A 22495-nucleotide genomic window follows, 5' to 3' on the forward strand; every position below is an offset into this window, starting at 1 on the left:
CATGGGCGATCTAGCGGCGCCAGGAGGTGCGGCTGCGGACCTGGTCCCAGATCAGCAGGGCGGCCATGGTGAGGCCGGTGAGGATCACCCAGATGTTCTCGGTCTGGCCGTGGTGGTTGCCGATCAGCAGGGCGAAGACGCCGATGGTGGACAGCCAGCCCGCGATCTTGATGCCCTTGGGGAACGTGCCGTGCCAACCCCACTCGGCCGACGGCTCGTCGTGGGTGTCGACCGCCGAACGCTTGTCCAGCTCCGAGGACGAAGACACAGCCGCACGACCTTCCTGCCCGATCACGTTCAACCCCAATCAGGTGCACTGACGGCGTCATCGTCGCACACGCGCGGGCCACGCGAGACGTGAGGTGCACGCCGCCACAGCGGGGTGTGCTCGTGGTCGCATCCCCCATGCTTCACCTGCGTCAACTTTCGTCGGCACTGGTCGAGACCAAGGAACGCGGCCGGCGGCGGGGTGGGTCTCCTACCGTGGTGCCCCGTGACGTCTCTCGCCCAACGGCTCCGGCCCGTCCTGCCGGATCTCCGGGAGGCTCCCGCCGCGTTCCTGCGCACCCACGCCGAACGCCTCCGCGAGGTCACGCCCTGGCGCGTGGGACGCGAGGTGCTGGCCGTCCTCGTGCTCCTCGGCCTGGACGTGTTCCCCGGCTGGATCTCCGGCAACTGGAGGCTGTCCGGGTGGACGCTGATCGCGCTGGGCGTCGGCTACGCGGCGATCTACCTGACCCGGCTGCCGTTCCCCGCGCTCGCCCTGCTGATCGCCACCTGGGTGGTCTTCAGCTCCGAGCACGGCGGGATCGCGATGGTGATCATGCTGTCCTACGCCGCCGGCTACCGGATCGCGCCGTGGCAGCGCTCGCTGCTCACCGCCGTCCTCGCGCTCGCCCTGCACATGTTCGCCTGGGGCGTGTCCGCACCCGGCCTGTCCGGGCCGTTCGGCCAGTGGGTGATGCTGACCGTCTACTGCATGGTCGTCGCCCTGCCGTTCCTGGTCGGCCGGTACGCGGCGCAGCGCAACGCCCTGGTCTCGGCCCTCCAGGAACGCGAGGAACGGGTCGTGCGCGAGCGGCGGATGGTGTCGCGCCAGGTGCGGCTGCGCGAGCGCAACCGGATCGCCCAGGACATGCACGACAGCCTCGGCCACCGGCTCAGCCTCATCTCCGTGCACGCGGGCGCGCTGGCCATGGACGCGGACCTCGGCGACCGCCAGCGCGAGGCGGTGCAGGTGCTGCGCAGCGCGGCCCTCACCGCGATGGAGGAGCTGCGCGGCGTCATCGGCGTGCTGCGGCGCGACGAGGAACCGGACGACGACCAGGGCGGGCGGACCGCCGTCGGCCGAGCCGACAACCGGACCGTGGAGGCGATCGACGAGCTGGTCGACGGCGCGCGGCGGGCCGGTGTGCGGGTCAGCCTGGTCCGCGGCGGCCAGCCCGTGCCGCTGCCCGCGAAGGTCAGCCACGCCGCGTACCGCATCGCCCAGGAGGGCCTGACCAACGCCAACAAGCACGCGCCCGGCGCGAGCGTGCAGGTGACCGTGAAGTACGAGCCGGACGCGCTGGTGGTGGAGGTGCGCAACAACCCGCCCCGCGCCAAGCTGCCGAGCGGCGGCGGGTTCGGCCTGATCGGGCTGGGTGAGCGGGTCCGGCTGGCGGGCGGGATGCTGCACGTCGGCGAGCTGCCGACCGGCGGCTTCCGGATCGCGGCCGTGCTGCCCTACGAGGACACCGCCGCGGCGGGCGACGAGCCGCTCGACGACGAGCCCGCGGACGTCGAGGCGCCCGCGAAGCCGACCGGCATCCGCAAGTGGGCGGGTGTCGGCTCGATCGTGCTGGCCGGGATCGTGGTGCTGGTGGTCGTCGGCGGCTACACGTGGATCGGGTCACAGCCCGTCACCAAGGTGGTGTCCGAGGAGTTGTACGACTCGGTGTCGGTCGGGCAGTCGCAGGTCGAGGTGATGGCCAAGCTCCCCGGCGGCGCCGAACCACCGCTGGGCGACATCAGGTCCGACGCCGAGCCGGAGCCCTCCGGGGCGGCGTGCGAGTACCGCGTGGCCGACGGGCAGACGTACTCCTCACGGGCGACCAAGATCGTGCGGTTCTGCTTCGCGAACGGCACGCTGGTCGAGAAGAACACCCACCTGCAGGAGTTGTGACGTGATCCGGGTCCTCATCGCCGACGACGAGCCGCTGATGCGCGCGGGCATCAAGGCCATCCTCGGCACCGCCGACGACATCGAACTGGTCGCCGAGGCCGGTGACGGGCGGGAAGCCGTGCGCGTCGCCCTGGAACGGCGGGTGGACGTGGCCGTGCTCGACATCCGGATGCCCCGCCTGGACGGCCTGGCCGCGGCACGCGAGCTGCGCACCGCGGCGCCCTCCGTGCGGGTGGTGATGCTCACCACGTTCGGCGAGGACGACAACATCGTCCGGGCGCTGTCCGACGGCGCGGCGGGGTTCCTGCTGAAGGACTCCGCCCCGGAGGAGCTGCTCCGCGCCGTCCGCGCGGTTCACTCCGGCGAGGCCTACCTGTCACCCATGGTGACGAGCCGGGTGGTGGGGATGGTGGCGCAGGTCGGCCAGCCGCGTCGCCAGGCGGCGATGCGCCAGGTCGAAGGGCTGACCGAACGCGAGGTCGAGGTGCTGGCCCTGCTCGGGCTCGGCATGTCGAACGCCGACGTCGGGCAGCGGCTGCACATGAGCGAGGCGACCGTGAAGACCTACGTGAGCAGGCTCCTGGCCAAGCTGGGGCTCACCAACCGGGTCCAGGCGGCCCTGCTCGCGCGGGACGCCGGGTTGGCCGGCTGAGGAGCCGGAAACGGGCGTGGCCCACCGGTCACCCGGTGGGCCACGCCCTGCACTTGCGGTCCAGCGACTTGCGGTCTAGCGCGAGGTCATGCCCTCGCCCGGTTTCCGCGGTTGCCGGTCACCATGCGGTAGATGCCGAGCACGATCAGCGAGCCGAGGATGGCGAGCAGCCAGGTGCTCAGGTCGAAGAACGTGTTGATGTCGGTCCCGAAGATGGCACGGCCGACAAAGCCGCCGATGATGGCGCCGACAATGCCGAGCAGCATCGTGATGATGATGCCGCCGGGGTCCCGACCTGGCATGATGGCCTTGGCGATGGCACCCGCGATGAGGCCGAGGACGATCCAACCCAAGATGCCCACGGGGGCTCTCCTTCCTGATGGCCGCGACGGGCGGATCCGTCGGGCGCTTGATCGAGGAATGCCCACGGATGGGTGAGACCACGCGTTAGTTACCGTTCCGTTATCGAAGTACCGCTGTGCGGGCTATCAGGACGCCTCGGGGACAATGGACGGTGATGAGCACACCACGCACCGTCCTGGTCCTGGGTTCCACCGGGTCGGTCGGCACCCAGGCCCTCGACGTCATCGCCGCCAACCGCGACCGGTTCACCGTGGTCGGCCTGGCCGCGGGCGGCGCGGACCCGGCCGCCCTGGCGGCGCAGGCCGTCGAGTTCGGCGTGCGGGCCGTGGCCGTCGCCCGCGCCACCGCGGTCGAGGACGTCACGCTCGCCCTCTACGCCGAGGCGCAGCGGCGCGGCTACCCGCAGGGCGCGTTCAAGCTGCCGCGCATCCTCGCCGGCCCCACCGCGATGACCGACCTGGTCGACTCCACGCCCGCCGACGTGGTCCTCAACGGCATCACAGGCTCCATCGGCCTGGCGCCGACGCTGCACGCCCTCAAGGCGGGCGCGACGCTCGCGCTGGCCAACAAGGAGTCGCTGATCGCGGGCGGACCCCTGGTGCTCAAGGCGGCGAAGCCGGGCCAGATCGTGCCGGTCGACTCCGAGCACTCCGCGCTCGCCCAGTGCCTGCGCGGCGGCCGGGCCGACGAGGTCGCCAAGCTGGTGCTCACCGCCTCCGGTGGTCCGTTCCGCGGCCGCACCCGCGCCGAACTCGCCGACGTCACCGCCCGTGAGGCCATGGCGCACCCGACGTGGTCGATGGGCCCGGTCATCACCGTCAACTCCGCCACCCTGGTCAACAAGGGGTTGGAGCTGATCGAGGCGCAGCTGCTGTTCGGCGTGCCCTACGACCGCATCGACGTGGTCGTGCACCCCCAGTCGGTCGTGCACTCGATGGTCACCTTCACCGACGGCTCGACGCTCGCCCAGGCCAGCCCGCCGGACATGCGGCTGCCGATCGCACTGGCGCTGGGCTGGCCCGACCGCATCGCCGGCGCCGCCGCCGCGTGTACTTTCGATGTCGCGACGGCGTGGACGTTCGAGCCGCTGGACCAGGAGACGTTCCCGGCGGTGCGACTGGCCAGGCAGGCGGGCTCCGGTGGGGGCTGCCTGCCGGCGGTCTACAACGCGGCGAACGAGGAAGCGGTCGCGGTCTTCCTCGGCGGCGGCACGTCGTTCACCTCCATCGTGGACACTGTCGAACGAGTGCTCGCGGAGGCGGACGGCTGGGCGCACGAGCCGGCCGACGTCGCCGAAGTCCTCGCGGCGGAGGATTGGGCCCGGGCGCGGGCGCGGGAACTCGTGGCCACTTCGGTGGGGTCTGGAAGGGACTGACGTGCTCGTCTTCTTGGGCATTCTGCTGTTCGCCCTGCTCATCGGCATCTCGATCGCGCTGCACGAGCTGGGCCACCTGGCCACGGCGAAGATGTTCGGGATGAAGGTGACCCGGTACTTCATCGGGTTCGGACCGAAGATCTGGTCCTTCCGCCGCGGTGAGACCGAGTACGGCATCAAGGCCATCCCGGCGGGCGGCTTCTGCGAGATCACCGGCATGACCGCGCTGGAGGAGGTCGCGCCGGAGGACCGGCACCGCGCGTTCAACAAGCAGAAGACCTGGAAGCGCGTGGTCGTGCTGTCCGCGGGCTCCATCACCCACTTCATCGTGGGCTTCGTCATCCTGTACTTCATGGCCTTCACCATGGGCATCCCGAACCTGCGCGACAGCGCGCTGGTCGCCGAGGTGGCCCCGTGCGTGCAGAGCAGCACCAGCGCCCAGGACGAGTGCGCGCCCGGCGCGCCGGCACCGGCCAAGGACGCGGGCTTCCAGGTCGGCGACGAGATCGTGGCGGTGGCCGGTGTGGCCACGCCGACGTGGGCCGACGTGCTGACCAAGACCCGCGAGCGGACCGGCACGACCGAGTTCAAGGTGCTGCGCGACGGCGACGAGCTGACCCTCACCGCCGACGTCGCCCGGGTCGAGCGCGAGCTGGAGCGCAAGGACGGCACGCGCTACAAGGAAGAGGTCGGCGCGATCGGCGTCATCCAGCAGCGCAACTTCGAGTACAACGCGATCACCGCGTTCGGCGGCGCCACCCAGTTCACCGGCACGATGTTCGAGAACACCTGGCGCGGCCTGATCAACTTCCCGAAGAAGATCCCGGCCGTGATCGAGGCCATCGGCGGCGCCGAGCGCGACATCGACAGCCCGGTCAGCGTGGTCGGCGCGAGCAGGCTCGGCGGCGAGGCGGTCGACCGGGGCCTGTGGCAGCTGTTCTGGCTGATGCTGGCGGGGCTGAACTTCTTCGTGGGTGTGTTCAACCTCCTGCCGCTGCTGCCGCTTGACGGTGGTCACATCGCCGTGAACCTGTACGAACGGGTGCGAAACTGGATCCGGGGGCTGCGCGGCCTTCCGGCCGGCGCACCCGTCAACTACCTGCGACTATTGCCGCTGACCTACTTCGTGATCTTCGTCGGCGGGTCGGTCACGCTGCTGACGATCACCGCCGACATCGTCAACCCCATCAAGCTCTTCCAGTGATCACAGTGAGAGGTGCCAGTTCATGAGTGACGGCGTCATGCTCGGTCTACCGGCGATGCCTCCTCCGGTGTTGTCGGAGCGGCGCAAGACCCGCCAGCTCATGGTGGGCTCGGTCGGTGTCGGCAGTGAGTTCCCGGTGTCGGTGCAGTCGATGACCACGACGGTCACGGCCGACGTCAACGCGACGTTGCAGCAGATCGCCGAGCTGACCGCGGCGGGGTGCGACATCGTCCGGGTGGCGTGCCCGTCGCAGGACGACGCGGACGCCCTGGCGGCGATCGCGAAGAAGTCGCAGATCCCGGTCATCGCGGACATCCACTTCCAGCCGAAGTACGTGTTCGCCGCGATCGAGGCCGGGTGCGCGGCGGTCAGGGTGAACCCGGGCAACATCAAGAAGTTCGACGACAAGGTCAAGGAGATCGCGGCGGCGGCCCGCGACCACGGCACCCCGATCCGGATCGGGGTCAACGCCGGGTCGTTGGACCCGCGGTTGATGGCGAAGTACGGGAAGGCGACGCCCGAGGCGCTGGCGGAGTCGGCGTTGTGGGAGGCGTCGCTGTTCGCCGAGCACGACTTCCACGACCTGAAGATCTCGGTGAAGCACAACGACCCGGTGGTGATGGTCCGGGCCTACGAGCTGCTGGCCGAGCAGTGCGACTACCCGTTGCACCTGGGCGTTACCGAGGCCGGTCCGGCGTTCCAGGGCACGATCAAGTCCGCCGTCGCGTTCGGGGCGCTGCTCAGGCAGGGCATCGGCGACACCATCCGCGTCTCGCTGTCGGCCCCCCCGGTCGAAGAGGTCAAGGTCGGCCACCAGATCCTGCAGTCGCTGAACCTGCGCCCGCGCAAGCTGGAGATCGTCTCCTGCCCGTCGTGCGGTCGGGCGCAGGTGGACGTGTACACGTTGGCCGAGCAGGTCACCGCGGGTCTGGAGGGCATGGAGGTGCCGCTGCGGGTCGCCGTGATGGGCTGCGTGGTGAACGGGCCGGGTGAGGCTCGTGAGGCGGACCTGGGCGTGGCCTCGGGCAACGGCAAGGGGCAGATCTTCGTCAAGGGCAAGGTCGTCAAGACCGTGCCCGAGCACCAGATCGTGGAGACCCTGATCGAAGAGGCCATGCGCATCGCCGAGGAGATGGGCGAGACCGTCGAGGGCGGCGAGCCGGTGGTGACCGTCAGTTGAGGGCCGGTCGCACGCCTGCGCTGAGCGGGTGGCGGACGCGCGGGTAACGGGTTGCATCTGGCAGGCTTGACGACGTGCTGAGGTTGGCTGGCGCGCGCTTGGTGGACGAGCGGGACCTGACCGAGGTCCTCGCCGTGCTCGCGGCCGACCCGGTGGCGTCCTGCATGGTCGCCGCGCGGGTCGAGGTCGCGGGCCTGGACCCGTGGCGGCTCGGCGGCGAGGTGTGGGCGTACGACCACCGGTCGCTGCGGGGCGGCCGGGTCGACGCCCTGTGCTTCGCGGGACCGAACCTCATCCCGCTGCGCGGCGACACGGCCGCGCTGCGCGGCTTCGCCGACCGGGCCCGTCGCCGGGGCCGCATGTGCTCCTCTCTGGTCGGCCCCGCCGAGCAGGTGCTCGGGCTGTGGGAGGAGTTGGCCCCGGACTGGGGCCCCGCTCGCGAGGTGCGCGCCGCGCAGCCGTTGATGGCCCTGGGCGGCAGCCCGTCGATCGCGTTGGACCCGCTGGTCCGGCCCGTGCGGCCGGATGAGCTGGACCGGTACCTGCCCGCCGCGATCGCCATGTTCATCGAGGAGGTCGGCGTCGACCCGTGCGCCGAGGACGGCGGCTTGTCCTACCGGGCACGGGTGGCGGAGCTCATCGCGGGCGGCCGGGCGTTCGCCCGGTTCGAGGGCGGCGACGTGGTGTTCAAGGCCGAGATCGGGGCCATGTCCGCGCAGGTCGGCCAGATCCAGGGCGTGTGGGTGCGGCCGGACCGCCGCGGCCGCGGCATCGGCGCGGCGGGCACCGCGGCGGTGGCCGAACGCCTGGTCCGGGGCCTGGGGCGGACCGCGTCGCTGTACGTGAACTCCTACAACGACGTGGCCAAGGCCGCGTACCGCAAGATCGGGTTCTCGCAGGTCGGCGAGTACGCGACCGTGCTGTTCTGAGGCCGTCGCCGCGTGTGGTCGGCGGCACCCGGCATACTCGGCGCCGTGATCGCGCGCAAGCTGGCCCCGGCTCCGCTGGTCCTGTTCGGGGTGGTCCTGTTCGGGGTGGTCCTGCTGCTCGTCAGCGGCTGCGGCCTGTTCTCCTCCCGGCCCGGTCCCGACCAGGTGGCCGGTGACTTCCTCACCAGGCTCGCCGCGGGCGACGTCGACGGCGCGGCCGGGCTGACCGACGACCCGGGCGGCGCCAAGGACGTGCTGGGCAAGGTCCGCGAGGCGCTCAAGCCCGAGGGCCTGAGCGCCAAGGTCGAGCAGGTGCGCTCGACCGGCGAGTCGACCACCGCCGACGCGACCGCGAGCCTCGACTGGGACCTCGGGCACGACCACGCGTGGAGCTACCGGACGGAGTTCGACCTGCGGCGCGAGGAGGACGACTGGAAGGTGCACTGGGCGCCTTCGGTCGTGCACCCGAAGCTCGCCGTGCAGCAGACGCTGGGCGTGGCCGACGTGCGGCCCACGTTGGCGCCGGTGTTGGACCGCGACGGCACCCCGCTGCTCGCGCCGGACCAGGTCGTGTCGATCCTGCTCGACGCCAAGGAGGCCGGTGACGTGGGCGCGGTGGCCGGTGCGCTGGCCGCCGCCCTGACGCCGATCGACGCCGCCATCACCCAGGCGGCGATCGTGGACGGGGTGTCGAAGGTGCCCGCCGGGCAGGTCTACCAGGTGGCCGCGCTGCGCGACGCGGACTACCAGACCGTCAAGCCCGCGATCTACGAGCTGCCGGGCGTCCGGTTCACCACGCAGACGAGCCTGCTCGCGCCGTCGCGGACGTTCGGCTCGCAGGTGCTGCCCGCCGTGCGCAAGGCGGTGGAGGAGGAGATCGCCGGCAAGGCCGGGCTGCGCGTCTACACCGTGAACGCGGCCGGTGACGAGGTGGAGACCCTGCACGAGCAGGCGCCCGAGCCGGCGCAGGCGATCTCGACCACGTTGAGCCGGATCACGCAGGCGGCGGCGGAGGACGCGCTGGAGCCGATCCCGCAGGCGGCGATGCTGGTGGCGGTGCAGGCGTCGACCGGCGAGGTGCTGGCGGTGGCGCAGAACGGCCCGGCCGACGCGGAGGGTGCGGTGGCGTTGACCGGTCGTTACCCGCCGGGGTCGACGTTCAAGATCGTGACGGCGGCGGCGGCCCTGTCGTCCGGGCAGGCGACGGCGGACAGCGCGCTGCCGTGCCCCGGCAAGGCGGTCATCGACGGACGCCGGATCGTGCCGAACGACCGCGAGTTCGACAAGGGCACGATCCCGCTGCACTCGGCGTTCGCGTTCTCGTGCAACACCACGTTCGCGCAGCTCGCGGCCGGGATGGCGCCGGACGCGCTGACCAAGGCGGCGGAGGGGTTCGGCATCGGGGTCGACTTCGAGATCCCGGCGATCACCACGATCACCGGCTCCGTGCCGCCCGCGACCGACGTGGTGGAGCGGGCGGAGGACGGCTTCGGCCAGGGCAAGGTGCTGGCCAGCCCGTTCGGCATGGCCCTGGTGGCGGCGACGACCGCGACGGGCAAGGTGCCGGTCCCGACGCTGCTGAAGGGCCGGGAGACGAAGGCGGACCGCACCCCGGCCCCACCCGCGCCCGCCGTGCTGGAGCCGTTGCGGGCGATGATGCGGGAAGTGGTCGAGTCCGGCACCGCGCCGCAGCTCAAGCCGTACGGGGACGTGCGGGGCAAGACCGGCACGGCGCAGTTCGGCGACGGCACGAACTCGCACGGCTGGTTCGTCGGCTATCGCGGCGACGTGGCCTTCGCGACCCTGCTCCTGGGCACCAACAGCTCCGCCCCGGCGGTCGAGGCCTCGGCCCGCTTCCTGGGCGCGTTGGGCTGAACGGCTTAGTGTGCTACCATGTAGCACATGGAATCGATCGGTGTGCGCGAGCTCCGGCAGAACGCCAGCGTGTACCTGCGTCGGGTCGCGGCCGGTGAATCGATCACCGTGACGGATCACGGTGTGCCTGTCGCGGTGATCATCCCGCCACCTCGGGACGCGACCCTCCGGGAGCGTCTCAGGGTCAACGGTCAGCTGATCCCGGCCGACGCCAACCGGAATGTGCTGCTCGAACCGCCTATCGAGTCGGACCTCGACGTGTCGGCAGAGCTGCAGTGGCAGCGAGAGGACCGGTTTTGATCTACTTCGACTCGTCGGCTCTGGTGAAGCTCGTCCGCGCCGAGGCTGAGAGCGCCGCGCTCCACGATTGGCTCGTGTCGCACACCGATCCGGTGGTCAGCAGCGCACTCGCCCGCACCGAGGTGCTCCGCGCGGTCCGGCGCGACTCGACCCGATTGGCTGACAAGGCGCGTCGCGTGTTGTCGGGGGTCGAGATGATCCCCATGACATTCGACCTTCTCGACGAGGCGGGCGGCCTGTCCGCGGAGTTGCGCAGCCTTGACGCGATCCACCTGGTGTCGGCCCTGCGGCTGCGCGGTGACCTCGACGCGTTCGTGGCCTACGACAAGCGACTCCTGACCGCGGCCGACGAGATGGGGCTGCCGGTCGCCTCGCCCGGCACGGCGGAACCCACCCCGTAACGGACACGTGGCGCATGTCCCGTCACGCTGAGCCGTAATCTGGAGGGCATGTCCGTGCGTGCCGTCCTCCAGCCAGGTGTGCTGTCCCCGCGCCGTCCGGTGCCCGCCCAGATCGAGCGGCCCGAGTACGTCGACCGGCCCGAACCCCAGCGCAACACCGACCCGTGGGTGCAGCCGCCCGAGGTCGTCGAGGCGATGCGGGTCGCTGGTCGGCTGGCGGCGCAGGCGTTGCAGGAGGCGGGCAAGGTCATCGTGCCCGGCGTGACCACCGACGAGATCGACGCGGTCGCGCACGAGTTCCTGTGCGACAACGGCGCGTACCCGTCCACGCTCGGCTACCGCGGTTTCCCGAAGTCCTGCTGCACCTCGCTGAACGAGGTCATCTGCCACGGCATCCCCGACTCGACCGTGGTCGAGGACGGCGACATCGTCAACGTCGACGTCACCGCCTTCATCGGCGGCGTGCACGGCGACACGAACGCCACCTTCCTGGCGGGCGACGTGCGCGAGGAGGTCCGCCTCCTGGTCGAACGCACGCACGAGGCCACCATGCGCGCCATCAAGGCGGTCAAGCCGGGCAGGCAGCTCAACGTGGTCGGCCGCGTCATCGAGTCCTACGCCAACCGCTTCGGCTACGGCGTGGTGCGCGACTTCACCGGCCACGGCATCGGCCGCACCTTCCACAGCGGCCTGGTCGTGCTGCACTACGACGCGCCGCACGTGCCCACGATCATCGAAGAGGGCATGACGTTCACCATCGAGCCGATGATCACCCTCGGTGGCATCGAGCACGACCTGTGGGACGACGGCTGGACGGTCACCACCCGGGACAAGAGCTGGACCGCCCAGTTCGAGCACACGATCGTGGTCACCGCGGACGGCGCGGAGATCCTCACCGTCTGTTGAGCAGCGGCACGAGAGCGGCGGCCACCTCGGCGGGCGACGTCACCGCGCCCAGGTGGTGGCTGTCCAGCTCGACCACCGGCCAGCCGAGCTCGCGTGCGGCCGCCGCGGCGTTGTCGTAGGCGGCGCTGAGCCGCACGTACGAGCACGGCCCGGCCCACGCCACGGTGGGCCGGGGCTCCTTGAGGAACGCCAGCGGCACCTCGGGCGCCTCGGCCACGATCTCCTCCAGCAACCGCACGTCCGGCACCATCGCGGACAGCGCCTCGGGCGCGAACCACAGGTCCCAGCGGGGCATCAGCCCGTCCCGCGCGATGGCCTTGAGGTGGGCCATGCGCTCGGCCGGCGCGTCGTCGCGCCAGCTGCGGCCCGGTGTGGGCAGGTTGGCGTCGAGGAACACCAGCCCGCGCACGTGCGTCTCCAGGGCGTCGGCGAACGCGGGCAGCAGGGGACCGGCGCCGCTGTGCCCCACGAGCACGAGGTCGCCGTCCAGCGCGGAGTCCTCCACCGCGTCCGCGAACGCACCGATCAGCCGCTGGTGCACCGGCGCGGCGTTGACCGTGACGCGCAGGTCGAGCAGCGTCACGGGGTGGCCGAGCGCGGCCAGCGCCCCGGCGAGCGGGCGCAGGCTCGCCGGCCCGAGGTAGGGGCTGTGCACCAGGACCGCGGTGGCGGGGACGTCGACCATGACGTGGATGATGTCAGCCGCGACCGACAAACGTCCGATTGTCGGCTCGACCGACGGTGAGGGGACCACGTGCGCAGCGCGTTGCTGGTGGCCGGCACGACGTCGGACGCGGGCAAGAGCGTCCTGGCCGCCGGGCTGTGCCGGTGGCTCACCCGCCGCGGCGTGCGGACCGCGCCGTTCAAGGCGCAGAACATGTCCAACAACTCGGTCGTGACGGCCGACGGCGGCGAGATCGGCCGGGCGCAGGCGTTGCAGGCCGCCGCGTGCGGGCTGGAGCCGAGCGTGCGGTTCAACCCGGTGCTGCTCAAGCCGGGCGGCGACCGCAGTTCGCAGGTCGTGGTGCTGGGGCGGGCCGTGGGCGAGGTGTCCGCGTTGTCCTACCGCAAGCGCAAGGCCGAGCTGTTCGCCACGGTCCTGGCCACCCTGGACGACCTGCGGGACGACTTCGAGGTGGTGGTCTGCGAGGGCGCGGGCTCGCCCGCCGAGATCAACCTGCGGGCCGACGACATCGCGAACATGGGCTTGGCGCGGGCGGCGGACCTGCCGGTGCTCGTGGTCGGCGACATCGACCGGGGCGGGGTGTTCGCGCACCTGTTCGGCACGCTGGCCCTGCTCGACCCGGCCGACCAGGCGCTGGTCTGCGGGTTCGTGGTGAACAAGTTCCGCGGCGACCCGGCGTTGCTCGAACCGGGTCTGCGGCAGCTCGACGCCCTGACCGGACGTCCGGTGCTGGGCGTGCTGCCGTGGCGGGAGGAGCTGTGGCTGGACGCGGAGGACTCCCTGTCCTACGCGGCGGACGGCGTGATCGGCAGGCCGGAGCCGCCGCACGGCGACCAGTGGCTGCGGGTGGCGGTGGTGCGGCTGCCGCGGATCTCCAACGCCACCGACGTGGAGGCGCTGGCCTGCGAGCCGGGCGTGTCGGTGCGGTTCGTCACCGAGCCGTCCCGGCTGGCGGACGCGGACCTGGTGGTGGTGCCCGGCTCGAAGGCCACCGTCGAGGACCTGCGCTGGTTGCGCCGCACGGGGCTGGCCGACGCGATCGTCGCGCACGACGGACCGGTGCTGGGCATCTGCGGCGGGTTCCAGATGCTCGGCCGGGCGATCGAGGACGCGGTGGAGTCGCGCGCGGGCGCGGTGGCGGGCCTGGGCCTGCTGGACGTGGACGTGCGGTTCGCACCGGACAAGACCCTGGAGCGGCCGCGCGGCGACGCGTTCGGCGAACCCGTCACCGGCTACGAGATCCACCACGGCGTGGTCACCCGCAACGCGGAGCGGGGTCTGGTCACCCTGCCCGACGGCACGCCGGAGGGCGCGCTGCGCGGGCGGGTCGCCGGCACGCACTGGCACGGGTTGCTGGAGAACGACGGCTTCCGCCGCGCCCTCCTGCGCTGGGCGGCCGGCCACGCGGGCCGGGAAGGATTCACCCCCGCGCCGGACGTGGACTTCGCCGGGCGGCGGGCCGCGCAGCTCGACCTGCTCGGCGACCTGGTCGCCGACCACCTCGACACCGACGCGGTGTGGGCGTTGCTGGAGAAGGGTGCGCCGCCGGGACTTCCGGTGATCCCTCCCGCGGGTGCTCCGCCTGTCGCGTGACGACGTCCGACCGCGGTGCGCGCGACCGGCAAGTCGCGCGTTGTGCCACCGGTGGGCGGGAGCCGTGACGACGACCGGGCCGCACGACGGTGCGCGGGGGACAGCTCGACCGGCAAGCCGGGCGGACCTACCCGCGTGGTCCCGTCGAGGACCGTGCGGTCGCATCCGTGCGTGAGGGAATCCTGGCGGTCCGGACTGGGCGCTTGCTCAGATCTCCGCCGGCCGGCGGAGGGACGTGTGGAAGAAGGCGCACATGTCACACCTCCGCTCACGGGTAGTCACACTGTGAAGGTACCGGCGCCGCACCCGGGGATACGTCGCCCGTTCGGGTCAACGGGTTTCACGAACGGCCACGAGCAGCGCCCAGTCCGGCGCCGCGGGCTGCTCCACCCACCCCGACGGCCACTTCCGCCGCACGTCACGGGTCCGCGTCCGGGCGCCGGTCAGCGTCGCCGAGGTGTGCACGCCGAAGTCCGTGCCGCCCTCGAACACCGCGCCCCGGAACACCGAGTCGCCGAACCGGACCCGCCGGAAGTCGGCCAGGTCGCGGAAGCACGTGTCGCGGAAGTCGGCCGTGCCGGCGATCTCGGTGCCGCGCAACGTCGCCGGGCCGACGAACGTGGTGCCCGCGAACGAGGCCGACCGGATCCGCGCGTGCGTCAGCGTCGCCTTCACCAGCGTGGCGTTGGACAGGTCGAGCGTGATGTCGTCCCAGAACGCGTCCGGCCGGTCCGGCCGCAGGTGGGCGGCCAGCAGCGCGGTCGCGGTCTGCCGCACCTCCAGCTCCTGGAACCGGTGCGCGTCGCGCGGCCCGATCCTGGCCCTGGCGCGCGCTTCGGGCGGCGGGGTGAACGGCATCCGCAGGTAGGCGCAGACCAGGTTCACGATCGTCTGCCGGTGCGCGGGGTTGCCCTGCGCCAGCCGTTCCAGCGCGTACAACCCGGCCAGCCGCACCGGCGCCTTGTCGCTGCCCAGCTGGTCGGCGGCCTTGCCGTACAGCTCGGTGACGCGGCGTTCGGTCGCGTCGTGGTCCTTCTGCACGAGGTCGAGCTCGGTGTAGCGCTGGCGGCGGGCGGTGAGCAGCAGCGCCGCCGCGCCGCCCGTGCCGAGCACGATGCTGGCGGCGGTGCGGATCACGTCCAGCCGCACCCCGTCACGCGGCTCGCCCGACCCGAGCAGCACCAGCAGGAGCACGACGGACGCCGCCGCCACCACACCCAACCCGACCGCCCACAGCACGATGGTCCTGGCCGACAGCACGCGGTGCTCCACGGCCTCCAGCCCATCGGACCGCCGGCGGGTCGTCAATCACCGAGGCGGGCGGTACAAAGGCGTGTGGTGGATTCGCGCAACGACATGAGCGGGACGGTGACGGGGCCGCTGATCCAGGCGCGGGACGTCGCCTTCACCGAGCCCGCCCCCGTCGCGCTGGCCGGTCTGCCGCCGGTGGACCTGTTCACCGGCCGTGCGGCGGACCTCGACGCGTTGGCGGAGGCGTTGCGGCCGAGCCCGGAGCCCGCCGCCGCGCCCGTGGTGCTCTCGGCCGTCGCGGGCCTCGCGGGCGTGGGCAAGACCACGCTCGCGGTGCGGGCGGCGCACGACGCGGTCGAGGCGGGCTGGTTCCCCGGCGGCGTGCTGTTCATCGACTTGCGGGGCTACGACCCGCGCGCACGGCTGACGCCGGACGTGGCGCTGTCCACGTTCCTGCGCGCGTTGGGCGTGCCCGCCGAGCACGTCCCCGGTGAGCGCGCGGGACGTGAGGCGCTGTACCGGTCGAAGCTCGCCGAGCTGCCACCGGTGTTGATCGTGCTGGACAACGCGTCGGCCGCGGACCAGGTGCGCCCGCTGCTGCCCGGCACGCGGGCCCACCGCGTCCTGGTCACCAGCAGGCACACGCTGGGCGACTTGATCGGCGCCCGGCTGCTGGACCTGAACGTGCTCGACGCGGCCGAGGCGGTGGCCCTGCTGGACGGCGCGGTGCGCGCGGCGCGGCCCGACGACGACCGGGTGGTGGCCGATCCGGAGGCCGCCCGCGAACTCGTCCGGCTCGGCGGCCACCTGCCGCTGGCGTTGAGCATCGTGGCCGCGATCCTGGTCACCGACCCGGAGCAGCCGCTGGACGACCTGGTGGCCGCGCTGGGCGAGGCGTCGACCAGGTTGGGCGAGCTGTCGTTCGGCGACAGCTCGGGCGTGCACGCCGCGTTCGACCTGTCCTACCACCGGCTCACACCGGCCGAGGCGAGGCTGTTCCGCCTGCTGTCGCTCAACCCGGGTCGGCAGGTGAGCGTGGCCGCCGCGGCGGCGTTGGCGGACCTGCCGCCGCGGGAGGCCGAGAAGCTGCTGACCTCGCTGCGGCGGGCGCACATGGTCGAGCCCGGCGAGCCCCGCGGCTGGTTCCGCCTGCACGACCTGCTGCGGCTCTACGCCGGGGAACGGGCGGAGGACGAGTCGGCGCAGGAGCGCCAACGCGCGGTGGCACGCCTGCTCGACCACTACGTCGAAGTGACCGGCGAGTCCGACGCGCAGCGCAACCCGGCGTACGAGATCTCCAGGGAGGCGTTGGCGTGGCTCGACGTCGAGCACCCCACGTTGGTGGAGGCCGTGCTGCTGGCGGACCGGGTCGGGCACCCCGAACGGGCGCTGCGGCTGGCGTTCCTGCTCACGGGGTTCCTGTTCTACCGGCGGCACTGGGACGACTGCCGGGTGCTGTACGAGTTCGCGCTGGGAGCGGCGAGGCGGATCGGTGACCGGGCCGCCGAGGCGCAGGCCGTGCACCGGCTGGCCAGGCTCGCCCGCGAGACGCGCCGGCGTGACGCGGCGCAGCGGCTGTACCGGGAGTTCCTGGCGTTCAGCCGGGAACTGGGCGACCGGCCCGGCACCGCGCAGGCCCTGCACAACCTCGGCTCGATCGCCCGCCGCAACCGCGACCTGCTCGCGGCGCAGGCGCACTACGACGAGGCGCTGCCCCTGTACCGCGAGCTGGGTGACTGGCGCGGTGAGGCGGACATCCTGTTCAACCTCGGCACGGTCGCCCGCGAACGCCGCCGTCACGCCCTGGCCGACGAGCACTACACCGCGGCCATGCGGTTGGCGACCGAGCACGGCGACCGGTTGCGCGAGGCGCGGGTGTCGGTGTCGCGCGGCATCCTGTCCCGGCGGTTGCACGACCACGAGATGGCGCGGCACTGGTGGCGGGAAGCCATCGGGCGCTACCAGGAGCTCGGCCGGGACGACATGGTGCGCAGCGTGCGCAAGCGGCTGTCGAAGTTACCGCGCCGCTGACCCGACCAGCTCCGGTTCCGGCGCGCGGGGCTGGCGGCGTTTCAGCGTGGTGGCGGCCATGCCGGTGATCACCAGCGCGGCCGCGCCCAGGCGCACCGCGGTGATCTGCTCGTCCAGCAGCAGCCAACCGGACAGCATCCCCGCCACGGGCACCAGCAGCGCGAACGGCACGACGGCGCTCGCCTCGTAGGTCCGCAGCAGCAGGTTCCACAGGCCGAAGCCGAGCAGCGTCGACACCCACGCGATGAACAGGATCGCGCCCACGCCGGTCCAGCTCAGCCCCCGCAGCGCGGCCAGGTCCGCGGCGGGGCCCTCGAAGACGAGCGACAGGCCGAGCAGCGGTGGCACGGCCAGCGCGCTGACCCAGACGATGAAGTTGATCGGGTCCGGCGGCCGGGCGTACCGGGTGGCGACGTTGGCCAGGCCCCACGCCACCGCGCCGAGCACCACCAGCAGGAACGCCGAGATCGGGCTGCCGACGCCGTAGTCGAACGCGATCACCACGATCCCGGCCGCCGCCACGCCCATGCCCAGCAGCTGCACCGGCCGCGGCCGTTCGCGCAGCAGCACGGCCGCGAACAGCACGGTGAAGAACACCTGGCTCTGGAGCACCAACGACGACAAGCCGGCGGGCATCCCGGCGGCCATCCCGACGAAAACCAACCCGAACTTCGCCACGCCGAGCGCCAGCGCGACCGCGACGACCCACTGCCACGCCACCTTGGGCCGTCCGACGAACCACAGCGCGGGCACGGCGGCGGCCAGGAACCGCAGCGCGGAGAAGAACAACGGCGGGAAGTCGCGCAGACCCACCTTGATCACGACGAAGTTGATCCCCCAGATGGTGGCGACGAGCACCGCGACAGCGACGTGACGAGGTTTCACGCCACCGAGTCTTGAGCGCCGCAACGTTTAGCACCAGCGACGAATGCTGAAGGTTTCGGTTTAGGATTGCTACATGCTGGATCTCGGACGGCTCCGCGCCCTGCACGCGGTCGCGCAACACGGCTCGGTCGGCGCGGCGGCCACGGCGTTGGGCTACACACCGTCCGCGGTGTCACAGCAGATCGCCAAACTGGAACGCGAGACCCGCACCACGCTGCTGGAACGCCGCGGTCGCGGTGTCGCGCTGACCGACGCGGCCCACCTGCTGGCGACCACCGCCGGGCAGGTGCTCGCGCTCGTGGAGCACGCCGAGGTGGCGTTGGAGGAGCAGCGCGGCGCGGCCGTCGGCGAGCTGCGGGTCGGTGCGTTCGCCACCGCCGCGCGCGGCCTGCTGCCCGCCACGCTCGTGCGGCTCGCGGAACACCACCCGCAGCTGGACGTGCGGCTGGTCGAGCTCGACCCGCCGGACTGCCTGGAGGCGGTGGCGCGCGGCGAGCTGGACCTGGCGGTCACGCACGACTGGGTCAACGCACCGCTGGCCGTGCCGGACCCGGTGTCGCGGGCGCGGCTCGGCGAGGACGTCGCCGACGTGCTGCTGCCGGTCGACCACCCGTTGGCCGGGCGGGACGGCGTGGCGCCCGAGGACCTGGCGGGCGAGCGGTGGATCTGCCAGCCGGAGGGCACGATCTGCCACGACTGGCTGGTGAACACCTTCCGGGGTGCGGGCATGGAACCGGACCTGGCCTACCGGATCGCCGAGTACGAGACGCAGTTGGCGCTGCTGGCCAAGGGGATCGGCGTGGCGCTGCTGCCCAGGCTCGGCCGCGGCGCGCTGCCCGACTCGGTGCGCGCGGTGCCGTTCCGGCCGACGCCGACCCGCCGGGTGTTCGCGGTGTGGCGCACCCAGGCCACCCGCCGGCCCGCGGTCACCGCCACGCTGGCGGCGTTGCGGGACTGCTGGGGCCTTCGAGAGACCGCGTGAGGTAACGATCGGGCATCCCGGCGTTGCGCCGGGGCCGATCTCGGCGACTATCGGTGTGAGACCGGGGCTGGGGGTCGCACGAGCCACTCACCAGGGGGCCTCCTGGGGAAATCCGCCGCCGTGGGAGGCCTCCGCCCCGTTGTGGGCAGCCCTCGCCCGCCCCGCTTCAGTCCTTGTGGCGCTCCAGCAACTCCTCCAGGAAGCCGCCCGCCTCGATCGCGGCACGGGCCGCGTCGCGGTCGCGCACCGCGTCGAGCAAACCGGTGTGCGACACGTGGTCGTCGTCGTGGTCGGTCTCCACGGTGGCCGTGATGCTGGCCCGGACCGCCTCGGTCAGGCCCTGGTACAGCTCGGCCAGCAGGGTGTTGTGCGAGCACTGGACGAGCAGCACGTGGAAGGCGGTGTCCCGCTCCACCAGCCGCGCCCAGTCCTTGGCGGCCAGCGCCTCGTCCCGCTCGGTCAGCAACCGCCGGAGGGCGCTCAGCTCCTCGTCGGTGCGGTGGGTGGCGGCCAGGCGGGCGCCTTCGACCTCCAGCGTCCGGCGCACCTGCAGGACCTCGCGCAGCTCGCTGCCGCACATGCGGCGGACCGCGCCGGACAGCTCGCTGGTCGCGCGGACGAAGGTGCCGTCGCCCTGGCGCACCTCCAGCAGGCCGGCGTGGGACAGCGCGCGCACCGCCTCCCGCACGGTGTTGCGACCCACACCGAGGGCGGTGACCAGCTCGGGCTCCGGTGGGATGCGCCGTCCGACCGGCCATTCACCGGCGGTGATCGCTCCCCTCATCTGGTCGATCACCTGGTCGACGAGCCCGGCCCGCCGAGTAGTGGCCAACGGCACAGCGTCATCCTTTCATCCGAACATCCCATGTTTGCGATAGTGGTCCGGTGCCAATCCAGCAGACCCGGCCAGACTGGTCACCGTCGACCGCCCACATTGCCACCGATCCCGGTGCCGATGTGACGATCGCGGACCATCCTGGCCGCACCGGGACCGGTGAGGCGCGGCGGAACCGCCAAGTTGCCCTGGTCGGCAGCACCCTGTTGGCGATCGGCGTAGCGCTGGCCGCGGCCAACCTGCGCCCGGCCGTCACGAGCCTGGCCTCGGTGCTGGGTGACGTGCGCGTGTCGTTGGGCGTCTCCACCGCGTGGACGAGCCTGCTGACCGCCGTGCCCACGGTGTGCTTCGGGTTCTCCGCGTTCCTCGCGCCCTGGTTGGGGCGACGGCTCGGCATGGCGCGCGCGGTCGGGCTGTCGTTGCTGGTGCTGACCGCGGGCCTGGTGCTGAGGGTGGTGGACGGCCCGGCGGCGGTGCTCGGCGGCACGTTCATCGCGTGCGCGGGCATCGCGGTGTCCAACGTGCTGATCCCGGTGGTCGTGAAGGACTCGTTCCCGGGCCGGGTCGGCCTGGTGACCGGTGTGTACACGGCCGCGCTGGCCGCGGGTGCGGCGATCGGCGCCGCGTTCACGCCGGTGCTGGAATCCGCGCTCGGCTCGTGGCGGTTGGCCGTGGGCGCCTGGGCGCTGCTGTCCCTGGCGGCGTTGCTGCTGTGGGCGGCGGGTGCGCGGCACGGTGCCCCGGTCCGGTCGGCGGCGCGCCGGGTGGGCGCCGGGCGTTCGTTGTTCCGCAGCCCGCTGGCGTGGGTGATCACGGTGTTCTTCGGCTTGCAGTCGCTGCTGGCCTACACCGTGATGGGGTGGTTGCCGCAGATCCTGGGCGACGCCGGGGTGGACCGCACGACGGCGGGCCTGCTGCTCGCGATCACCATGGTGCTGGGCGTGCCGGTGAGCCTGATCGTCCCGCCGCTGGCGGCACGGCGTCCCGGCCAGTCCGGGCTGGTGCTCGTGCTGGGCGCGCTGTCGGTCGCGGGTGTGCTGGGGCTCGCCCTCGCGCCCGCCGCCGCACCGGGGCTCTGGGTCGTGCTGATCGGCGTGGGCATGGGCATGTTCCCGCTCGCGCTAATGATGATCTCGCTGCGCACGTCGTCCGGCGCGGACACCGCCCGGTTGTCGGCGATGGCGCAGAGCATCGGCTACCTGATCTCGGCCGCCGGGCCGTTCGCGTTCGGCGTGCTGCGCGGCGTCACGGGCACCTGGACGGTGTCGATGCTCGTCCTGGTCGGGCTGCTGGTCCTGTTGACCGCCCTCGGCTGGATCGCCGGCCGGCCGCGCACGGTGTAACTGATAACGCCTCGTCTTCCCGGCGCGATGTGGCGGTTACCGGTACGAACGGGAGACCCGGCCGCACGAGGGGTTGGCCGGGTCTCCCGTCGACCGGGAGCTTCGGCGCCGGTCGTCGCGTCGGTCTGGCCGGTCAGGCCTGCCGGTGCGTCAGGGGCAGGTTGAGCAGCGCGTTCTCGATCACCTCGGGCATGGCCGGGTGGATCCAGTACTGCCCGCGCGCCATCGTCCCGGCGTCCAGGCCGAAGCTCATGGCCTGGATCACCGGCTGGATCACGCTCGACGCCTGTGGCCCGATCACGTGCGCGCCCAGGATGAGGCCGGTGTCGGGATCGGCCAGGACCTTCGCGAACCCGGTCGTGTCCTCCATCGCCCAGCCGTACGCGATCGACGCGTAGGCCTGCGCCGCCGCTACGTACCGGACGCCGCGTTCGACGGCCTGCTCCTCGGTCAGCCCGACCGAGGCGATCTGCGGCGACGAGAACACCGCCGCCGGCACGAACCGGTGGTCCGACGCGATCGGCTCGTCTGGGTGCAGCAGGTTGTGCCGCACGACCCGCGCCTCGTGGTTGGCCACGTGCTTGAGCTGGTACTCCGAGCTGACGTCACCCATCGCGTAGATGCCCTCGACCGAGGTGCGCTGCTGGGGGTCCACGACCACGCGGCCGTCGGGGTGCACCTCCACGCCGGTGGCGGCGAGGTCGAGCAGGTCCGAGTTCGGCGTGCGGCCGACCGCGACCAGCAGCTCGTCCGACTCCACGACCTCGGCGCCGTCCGGGCCTTCCAGGTGCAGCCGCACCACGCCGTCGACCCGCTCGGCCCGCACCGCCTTGCGCTTGAGCCGCACGTCCCACTTCTGCCCGGCGATCTCGGTGAACCGGGTGGCGATCTCGCGGTCCTCGTGGCGCAGCAGCACGCCCGAGCGCGCGACGACGGTCACCGCCACCCCGAACGACGAGAACACGTGCGCGAACTCGGCCGCGACGAAACCGCTGCCCAGGATGGTGAGGCGGGCGGGCAGGGCGTCGAGCCGCATGACCGTGTCGCTGGTGTGGTAACCGACCGAGTCGAGGTCCGCCACGTCGGGCACGACCGGGCGGCTGCCCGCGGCGATCACGAACCGGTCCGCGGTGATCACCTCGCCGGTGCCGGTGTCGAGGGTCTTCGGACCGGTGAACCTGGCCGTGCCCTCGTAGACGGTGACGTTGGCGTTCTCCTCGGCCCGCCAGTGGCGGCCGCCGGCGGAGATGGGGTCGATGCGGCCGAAGATCCGGTCGCGCACGTCGGTCCACCGCACGCCGTCCAGGTGGGCGTCGACGCCCAGCCGCGTGCCCGAGGCGGGCGCCGCGGCGACGTCGGCGGTGTGCACGAACATCTTCGTGGGGATGCACCCGACGTTCAGGCACGTGCCGCCGAACACACCCTTCTCGACGATCGCGATGTTCCAGCCGGCGAACCGCTCGTCCGCGATGGAGTTGCCGGAGCCGGTGCCGATGATGACCAGGTCGAAGTGCCTCACGTCGTGCTCCAACCGACGACGT

The 22495-nt window shown here is 72.3% G+C and carries 21 protein-coding genes; 14 read left to right on the top strand and 7 right to left on the bottom strand.

Features of this window, described 5'->3' with window-relative positions; genetic code table 11:
* Positions 1 to 10: 10 nt before the first annotated feature.
* The gene (locus tag ACYVLT_RS20615) at positions 11 to 268 is read right to left on the bottom strand and encodes a DUF2631 domain-containing protein (RefSeq protein WP_461121804.1); all 258 of its coding nucleotides are present in this window, start codon (positions 266 to 268) and stop codon (positions 11 to 13) included.
* 225 nt (positions 269 to 493) lie between these two features.
* Here ACYVLT_RS20615 and ACYVLT_RS20620 point away from each other — a divergent pair, with 225 nt between their 5' ends.
* Together ACYVLT_RS20620 and ACYVLT_RS20625 are read left to right on the top strand one after the other, a co-directional pair.
* Positions 494 to 2164, top strand: a complete 1671-nt coding sequence (locus tag ACYVLT_RS20620) for a sensor histidine kinase (protein WP_461121805.1) — start codon at positions 494 to 496, stop codon at positions 2162 to 2164.
* Between the two features lies 1 nt (position 2165).
* Complete coding sequence (locus ACYVLT_RS20625) at positions 2166 to 2816, top strand: response regulator transcription factor (protein WP_360447282.1); 651 nt, start codon at positions 2166 to 2168, stop codon at positions 2814 to 2816.
* A gap of 86 nt (positions 2817 to 2902) precedes the next feature.
* On the opposite strand, the gene ACYVLT_RS20630 is transcribed toward ACYVLT_RS20625, so the two are convergent.
* Positions 2903 to 3178, bottom strand: coding sequence for a GlsB/YeaQ/YmgE family stress response membrane protein (locus tag ACYVLT_RS20630; RefSeq protein ID WP_141981159.1), 276 nt, complete (start codon positions 3176 to 3178; stop codon positions 2903 to 2905).
* Between the two features lie 155 nt (positions 3179 to 3333).
* Here ACYVLT_RS20630 and dxr point away from each other — a divergent pair, with 155 nt between their 5' ends.
* The 8 genes from dxr to map all read left to right on the top strand — a co-directional run bounded on the left by dxr (position 3334) and on the right by map (position 11349).
* Positions 3334 to 4554, top strand: a complete 1221-nt coding sequence (gene dxr, locus ACYVLT_RS20635; RefSeq protein ID WP_461121806.1) for a 1-deoxy-D-xylulose-5-phosphate reductoisomerase — start codon at positions 3334 to 3336, stop codon at positions 4552 to 4554.
* A 1-nt stretch (position 4555) separates the two neighbouring features.
* The gene (locus tag ACYVLT_RS20640; protein ID WP_461121807.1) at positions 4556 to 5758 is read left to right on the top strand and encodes a M50 family metallopeptidase; all 1203 of its coding nucleotides are present in this window, start codon (positions 4556 to 4558) and stop codon (positions 5756 to 5758) included.
* 22 nt (positions 5759 to 5780) lie between these two features.
* Positions 5781 to 6938, top strand: a complete 1158-nt coding sequence (gene ispG, locus ACYVLT_RS20645; RefSeq protein WP_461121808.1) for a flavodoxin-dependent (E)-4-hydroxy-3-methylbut-2-enyl-diphosphate synthase — start codon at positions 5781 to 5783, stop codon at positions 6936 to 6938.
* Between the two features lie 74 nt (positions 6939 to 7012).
* Positions 7013 to 7867: a GNAT family N-acetyltransferase gene (locus tag ACYVLT_RS20650; protein WP_461121809.1), complete on the top strand. Its 855-nt coding sequence runs from the start codon at positions 7013 to 7015 to the stop codon at positions 7865 to 7867.
* A gap of 48 nt (positions 7868 to 7915) precedes the next feature.
* Complete coding sequence (locus ACYVLT_RS20655; protein ID WP_461122255.1) at positions 7916 to 9742, top strand: penicillin-binding transpeptidase domain-containing protein; 1827 nt, start codon at positions 7916 to 7918, stop codon at positions 9740 to 9742.
* A gap of 27 nt (positions 9743 to 9769) precedes the next feature.
* Positions 9770 to 10042 (top strand): type II toxin-antitoxin system Phd/YefM family antitoxin, encoded by a 273-nt coding sequence (locus tag ACYVLT_RS20660; protein WP_461121810.1) that lies wholly within the window; start codon positions 9770 to 9772, stop codon positions 10040 to 10042.
* The gene (locus ACYVLT_RS20665) at positions 10039 to 10443 is read left to right on the top strand and encodes a type II toxin-antitoxin system VapC family toxin (protein ID WP_461121811.1); all 405 of its coding nucleotides are present in this window, start codon (positions 10039 to 10041) and stop codon (positions 10441 to 10443) included. The genes ACYVLT_RS20660 and ACYVLT_RS20665 overlap by 4 nt, the downstream gene beginning before the upstream one ends.
* A 48-nt stretch (positions 10444 to 10491) precedes the next feature.
* Positions 10492 to 11349, top strand: coding sequence for a type I methionyl aminopeptidase (gene map, locus ACYVLT_RS20670; RefSeq protein ID WP_461121812.1), 858 nt, complete (start codon positions 10492 to 10494; stop codon positions 11347 to 11349).
* Here map and ACYVLT_RS20675 read toward each other — a convergent pair.
* On the bottom strand, positions 11336 to 12034 hold the full coding sequence (locus ACYVLT_RS20675) for an alpha/beta hydrolase family protein (RefSeq protein WP_461121813.1): 699 nt from the start codon (positions 12032 to 12034) through the stop codon (positions 11336 to 11338). The two genes, map and ACYVLT_RS20675, sit on opposite strands and share 14 nt — an antisense overlap.
* Before the next feature lie 69 nt (positions 12035 to 12103).
* Between ACYVLT_RS20675 and ACYVLT_RS20680 the strand changes: the two genes are divergently transcribed.
* The gene (locus tag ACYVLT_RS20680) at positions 12104 to 13627 is read left to right on the top strand and encodes a cobyric acid synthase (RefSeq protein ID WP_461121814.1); all 1524 of its coding nucleotides are present in this window, start codon (positions 12104 to 12106) and stop codon (positions 13625 to 13627) included.
* A gap of 330 nt (positions 13628 to 13957) precedes the next feature.
* Here the strand turns inward: ACYVLT_RS20680 and ACYVLT_RS20685 are convergent, their stop codons facing one another.
* On the bottom strand, positions 13958 to 14899 hold the full coding sequence (locus ACYVLT_RS20685) for a pentapeptide repeat-containing protein (RefSeq protein ID WP_461121815.1): 942 nt from the start codon (positions 14897 to 14899) through the stop codon (positions 13958 to 13960).
* A 66-nt stretch (positions 14900 to 14965) separates the two neighbouring features.
* Here ACYVLT_RS20685 and ACYVLT_RS20690 point away from each other — a divergent pair, with 66 nt between their 5' ends.
* Positions 14966 to 16909, top strand: a complete 1944-nt coding sequence (locus ACYVLT_RS20690; RefSeq protein ID WP_461121816.1) for an ATP-binding protein — start codon at positions 14966 to 14968, stop codon at positions 16907 to 16909.
* On the opposite strand, the gene ACYVLT_RS20695 is transcribed toward ACYVLT_RS20690, so the two are convergent.
* The gene (locus ACYVLT_RS20695; RefSeq protein ID WP_461121817.1) at positions 16895 to 17794 is read right to left on the bottom strand and encodes an EamA family transporter; all 900 of its coding nucleotides are present in this window, start codon (positions 17792 to 17794) and stop codon (positions 16895 to 16897) included. The two genes, ACYVLT_RS20690 and ACYVLT_RS20695, sit on opposite strands and share 15 nt — an antisense overlap.
* 73 nt (positions 17795 to 17867) lie before the next feature.
* Here ACYVLT_RS20695 and ACYVLT_RS20700 point away from each other — a divergent pair, with 73 nt between their 5' ends.
* On the top strand, positions 17868 to 18776 hold the full coding sequence (locus ACYVLT_RS20700) for a LysR family transcriptional regulator (protein ID WP_461121818.1): 909 nt from the start codon (positions 17868 to 17870) through the stop codon (positions 18774 to 18776).
* Between the two features lie 166 nt (positions 18777 to 18942).
* On the opposite strand, the gene ACYVLT_RS20705 is transcribed toward ACYVLT_RS20700, so the two are convergent.
* A complete protein-coding gene (locus ACYVLT_RS20705) occupies positions 18943 to 19614 on the bottom strand; it encodes a FadR/GntR family transcriptional regulator (RefSeq protein WP_461121819.1) in 672 nt (223 codons plus the stop codon).
* Positions 19615 to 19739: 125 nt separating this feature from the next.
* Between ACYVLT_RS20705 and ACYVLT_RS20710 the strand changes: the two genes are divergently transcribed.
* Positions 19740 to 20954 carry an MFS transporter gene (locus ACYVLT_RS20710; RefSeq protein WP_461122256.1) on the top strand — a complete coding sequence of 405 codons (1215 nt, stop codon included), beginning with the start codon at positions 19740 to 19742 and terminating at the stop codon, positions 20952 to 20954.
* Between the two features lie 133 nt (positions 20955 to 21087).
* On the opposite strand, the gene ACYVLT_RS20715 is transcribed toward ACYVLT_RS20710, so the two are convergent.
* Positions 21088 to 22473 (bottom strand): mycothione reductase, encoded by a 1386-nt coding sequence (locus tag ACYVLT_RS20715; RefSeq protein WP_461121820.1) that lies wholly within the window; start codon positions 22471 to 22473, stop codon positions 21088 to 21090.
* Positions 22474 to 22495: the final 22 nt, after the last annotated feature.

This window comes from Saccharothrix stipae (assembly GCF_054781895.1).

Excerpts from the sequence above, each read along its gene's own strand:
- map (WP_461121812.1), top strand. The coding sequence starts at position 10,492 with ATGTCCGTGCGTGCCGTCCTCCAGCCAGGTGTGCTGTCCCCGCGCCGT.
- ACYVLT_RS20660 (WP_461121810.1), top strand. The coding sequence starts at position 9,770 with ATGGAATCGATCGGTGTGCGCGAGCTCCGGCAGAACGCCAGCGTGTAC.
- ispG (WP_461121808.1), top strand. The coding sequence starts at position 5,781 with ATGAGTGACGGCGTCATGCTCGGTCTACCGGCGATGCCTCCTCCGGTG.
- ACYVLT_RS20700 (WP_461121818.1), top strand. The coding sequence starts at position 17,868 with ATGCTGGATCTCGGACGGCTCCGCGCCCTGCACGCGGTCGCGCAACAC.
- dxr (WP_461121806.1), top strand. The coding sequence starts at position 3,334 with ATGAGCACACCACGCACCGTCCTGGTCCTGGGTTCCACCGGGTCGGTC.
- ACYVLT_RS20675 (WP_461121813.1), bottom strand. The coding sequence starts at position 12,034 with ATGGTCGACGTCCCCGCCACCGCGGTCCTGGTGCACAGCCCCTACCTC.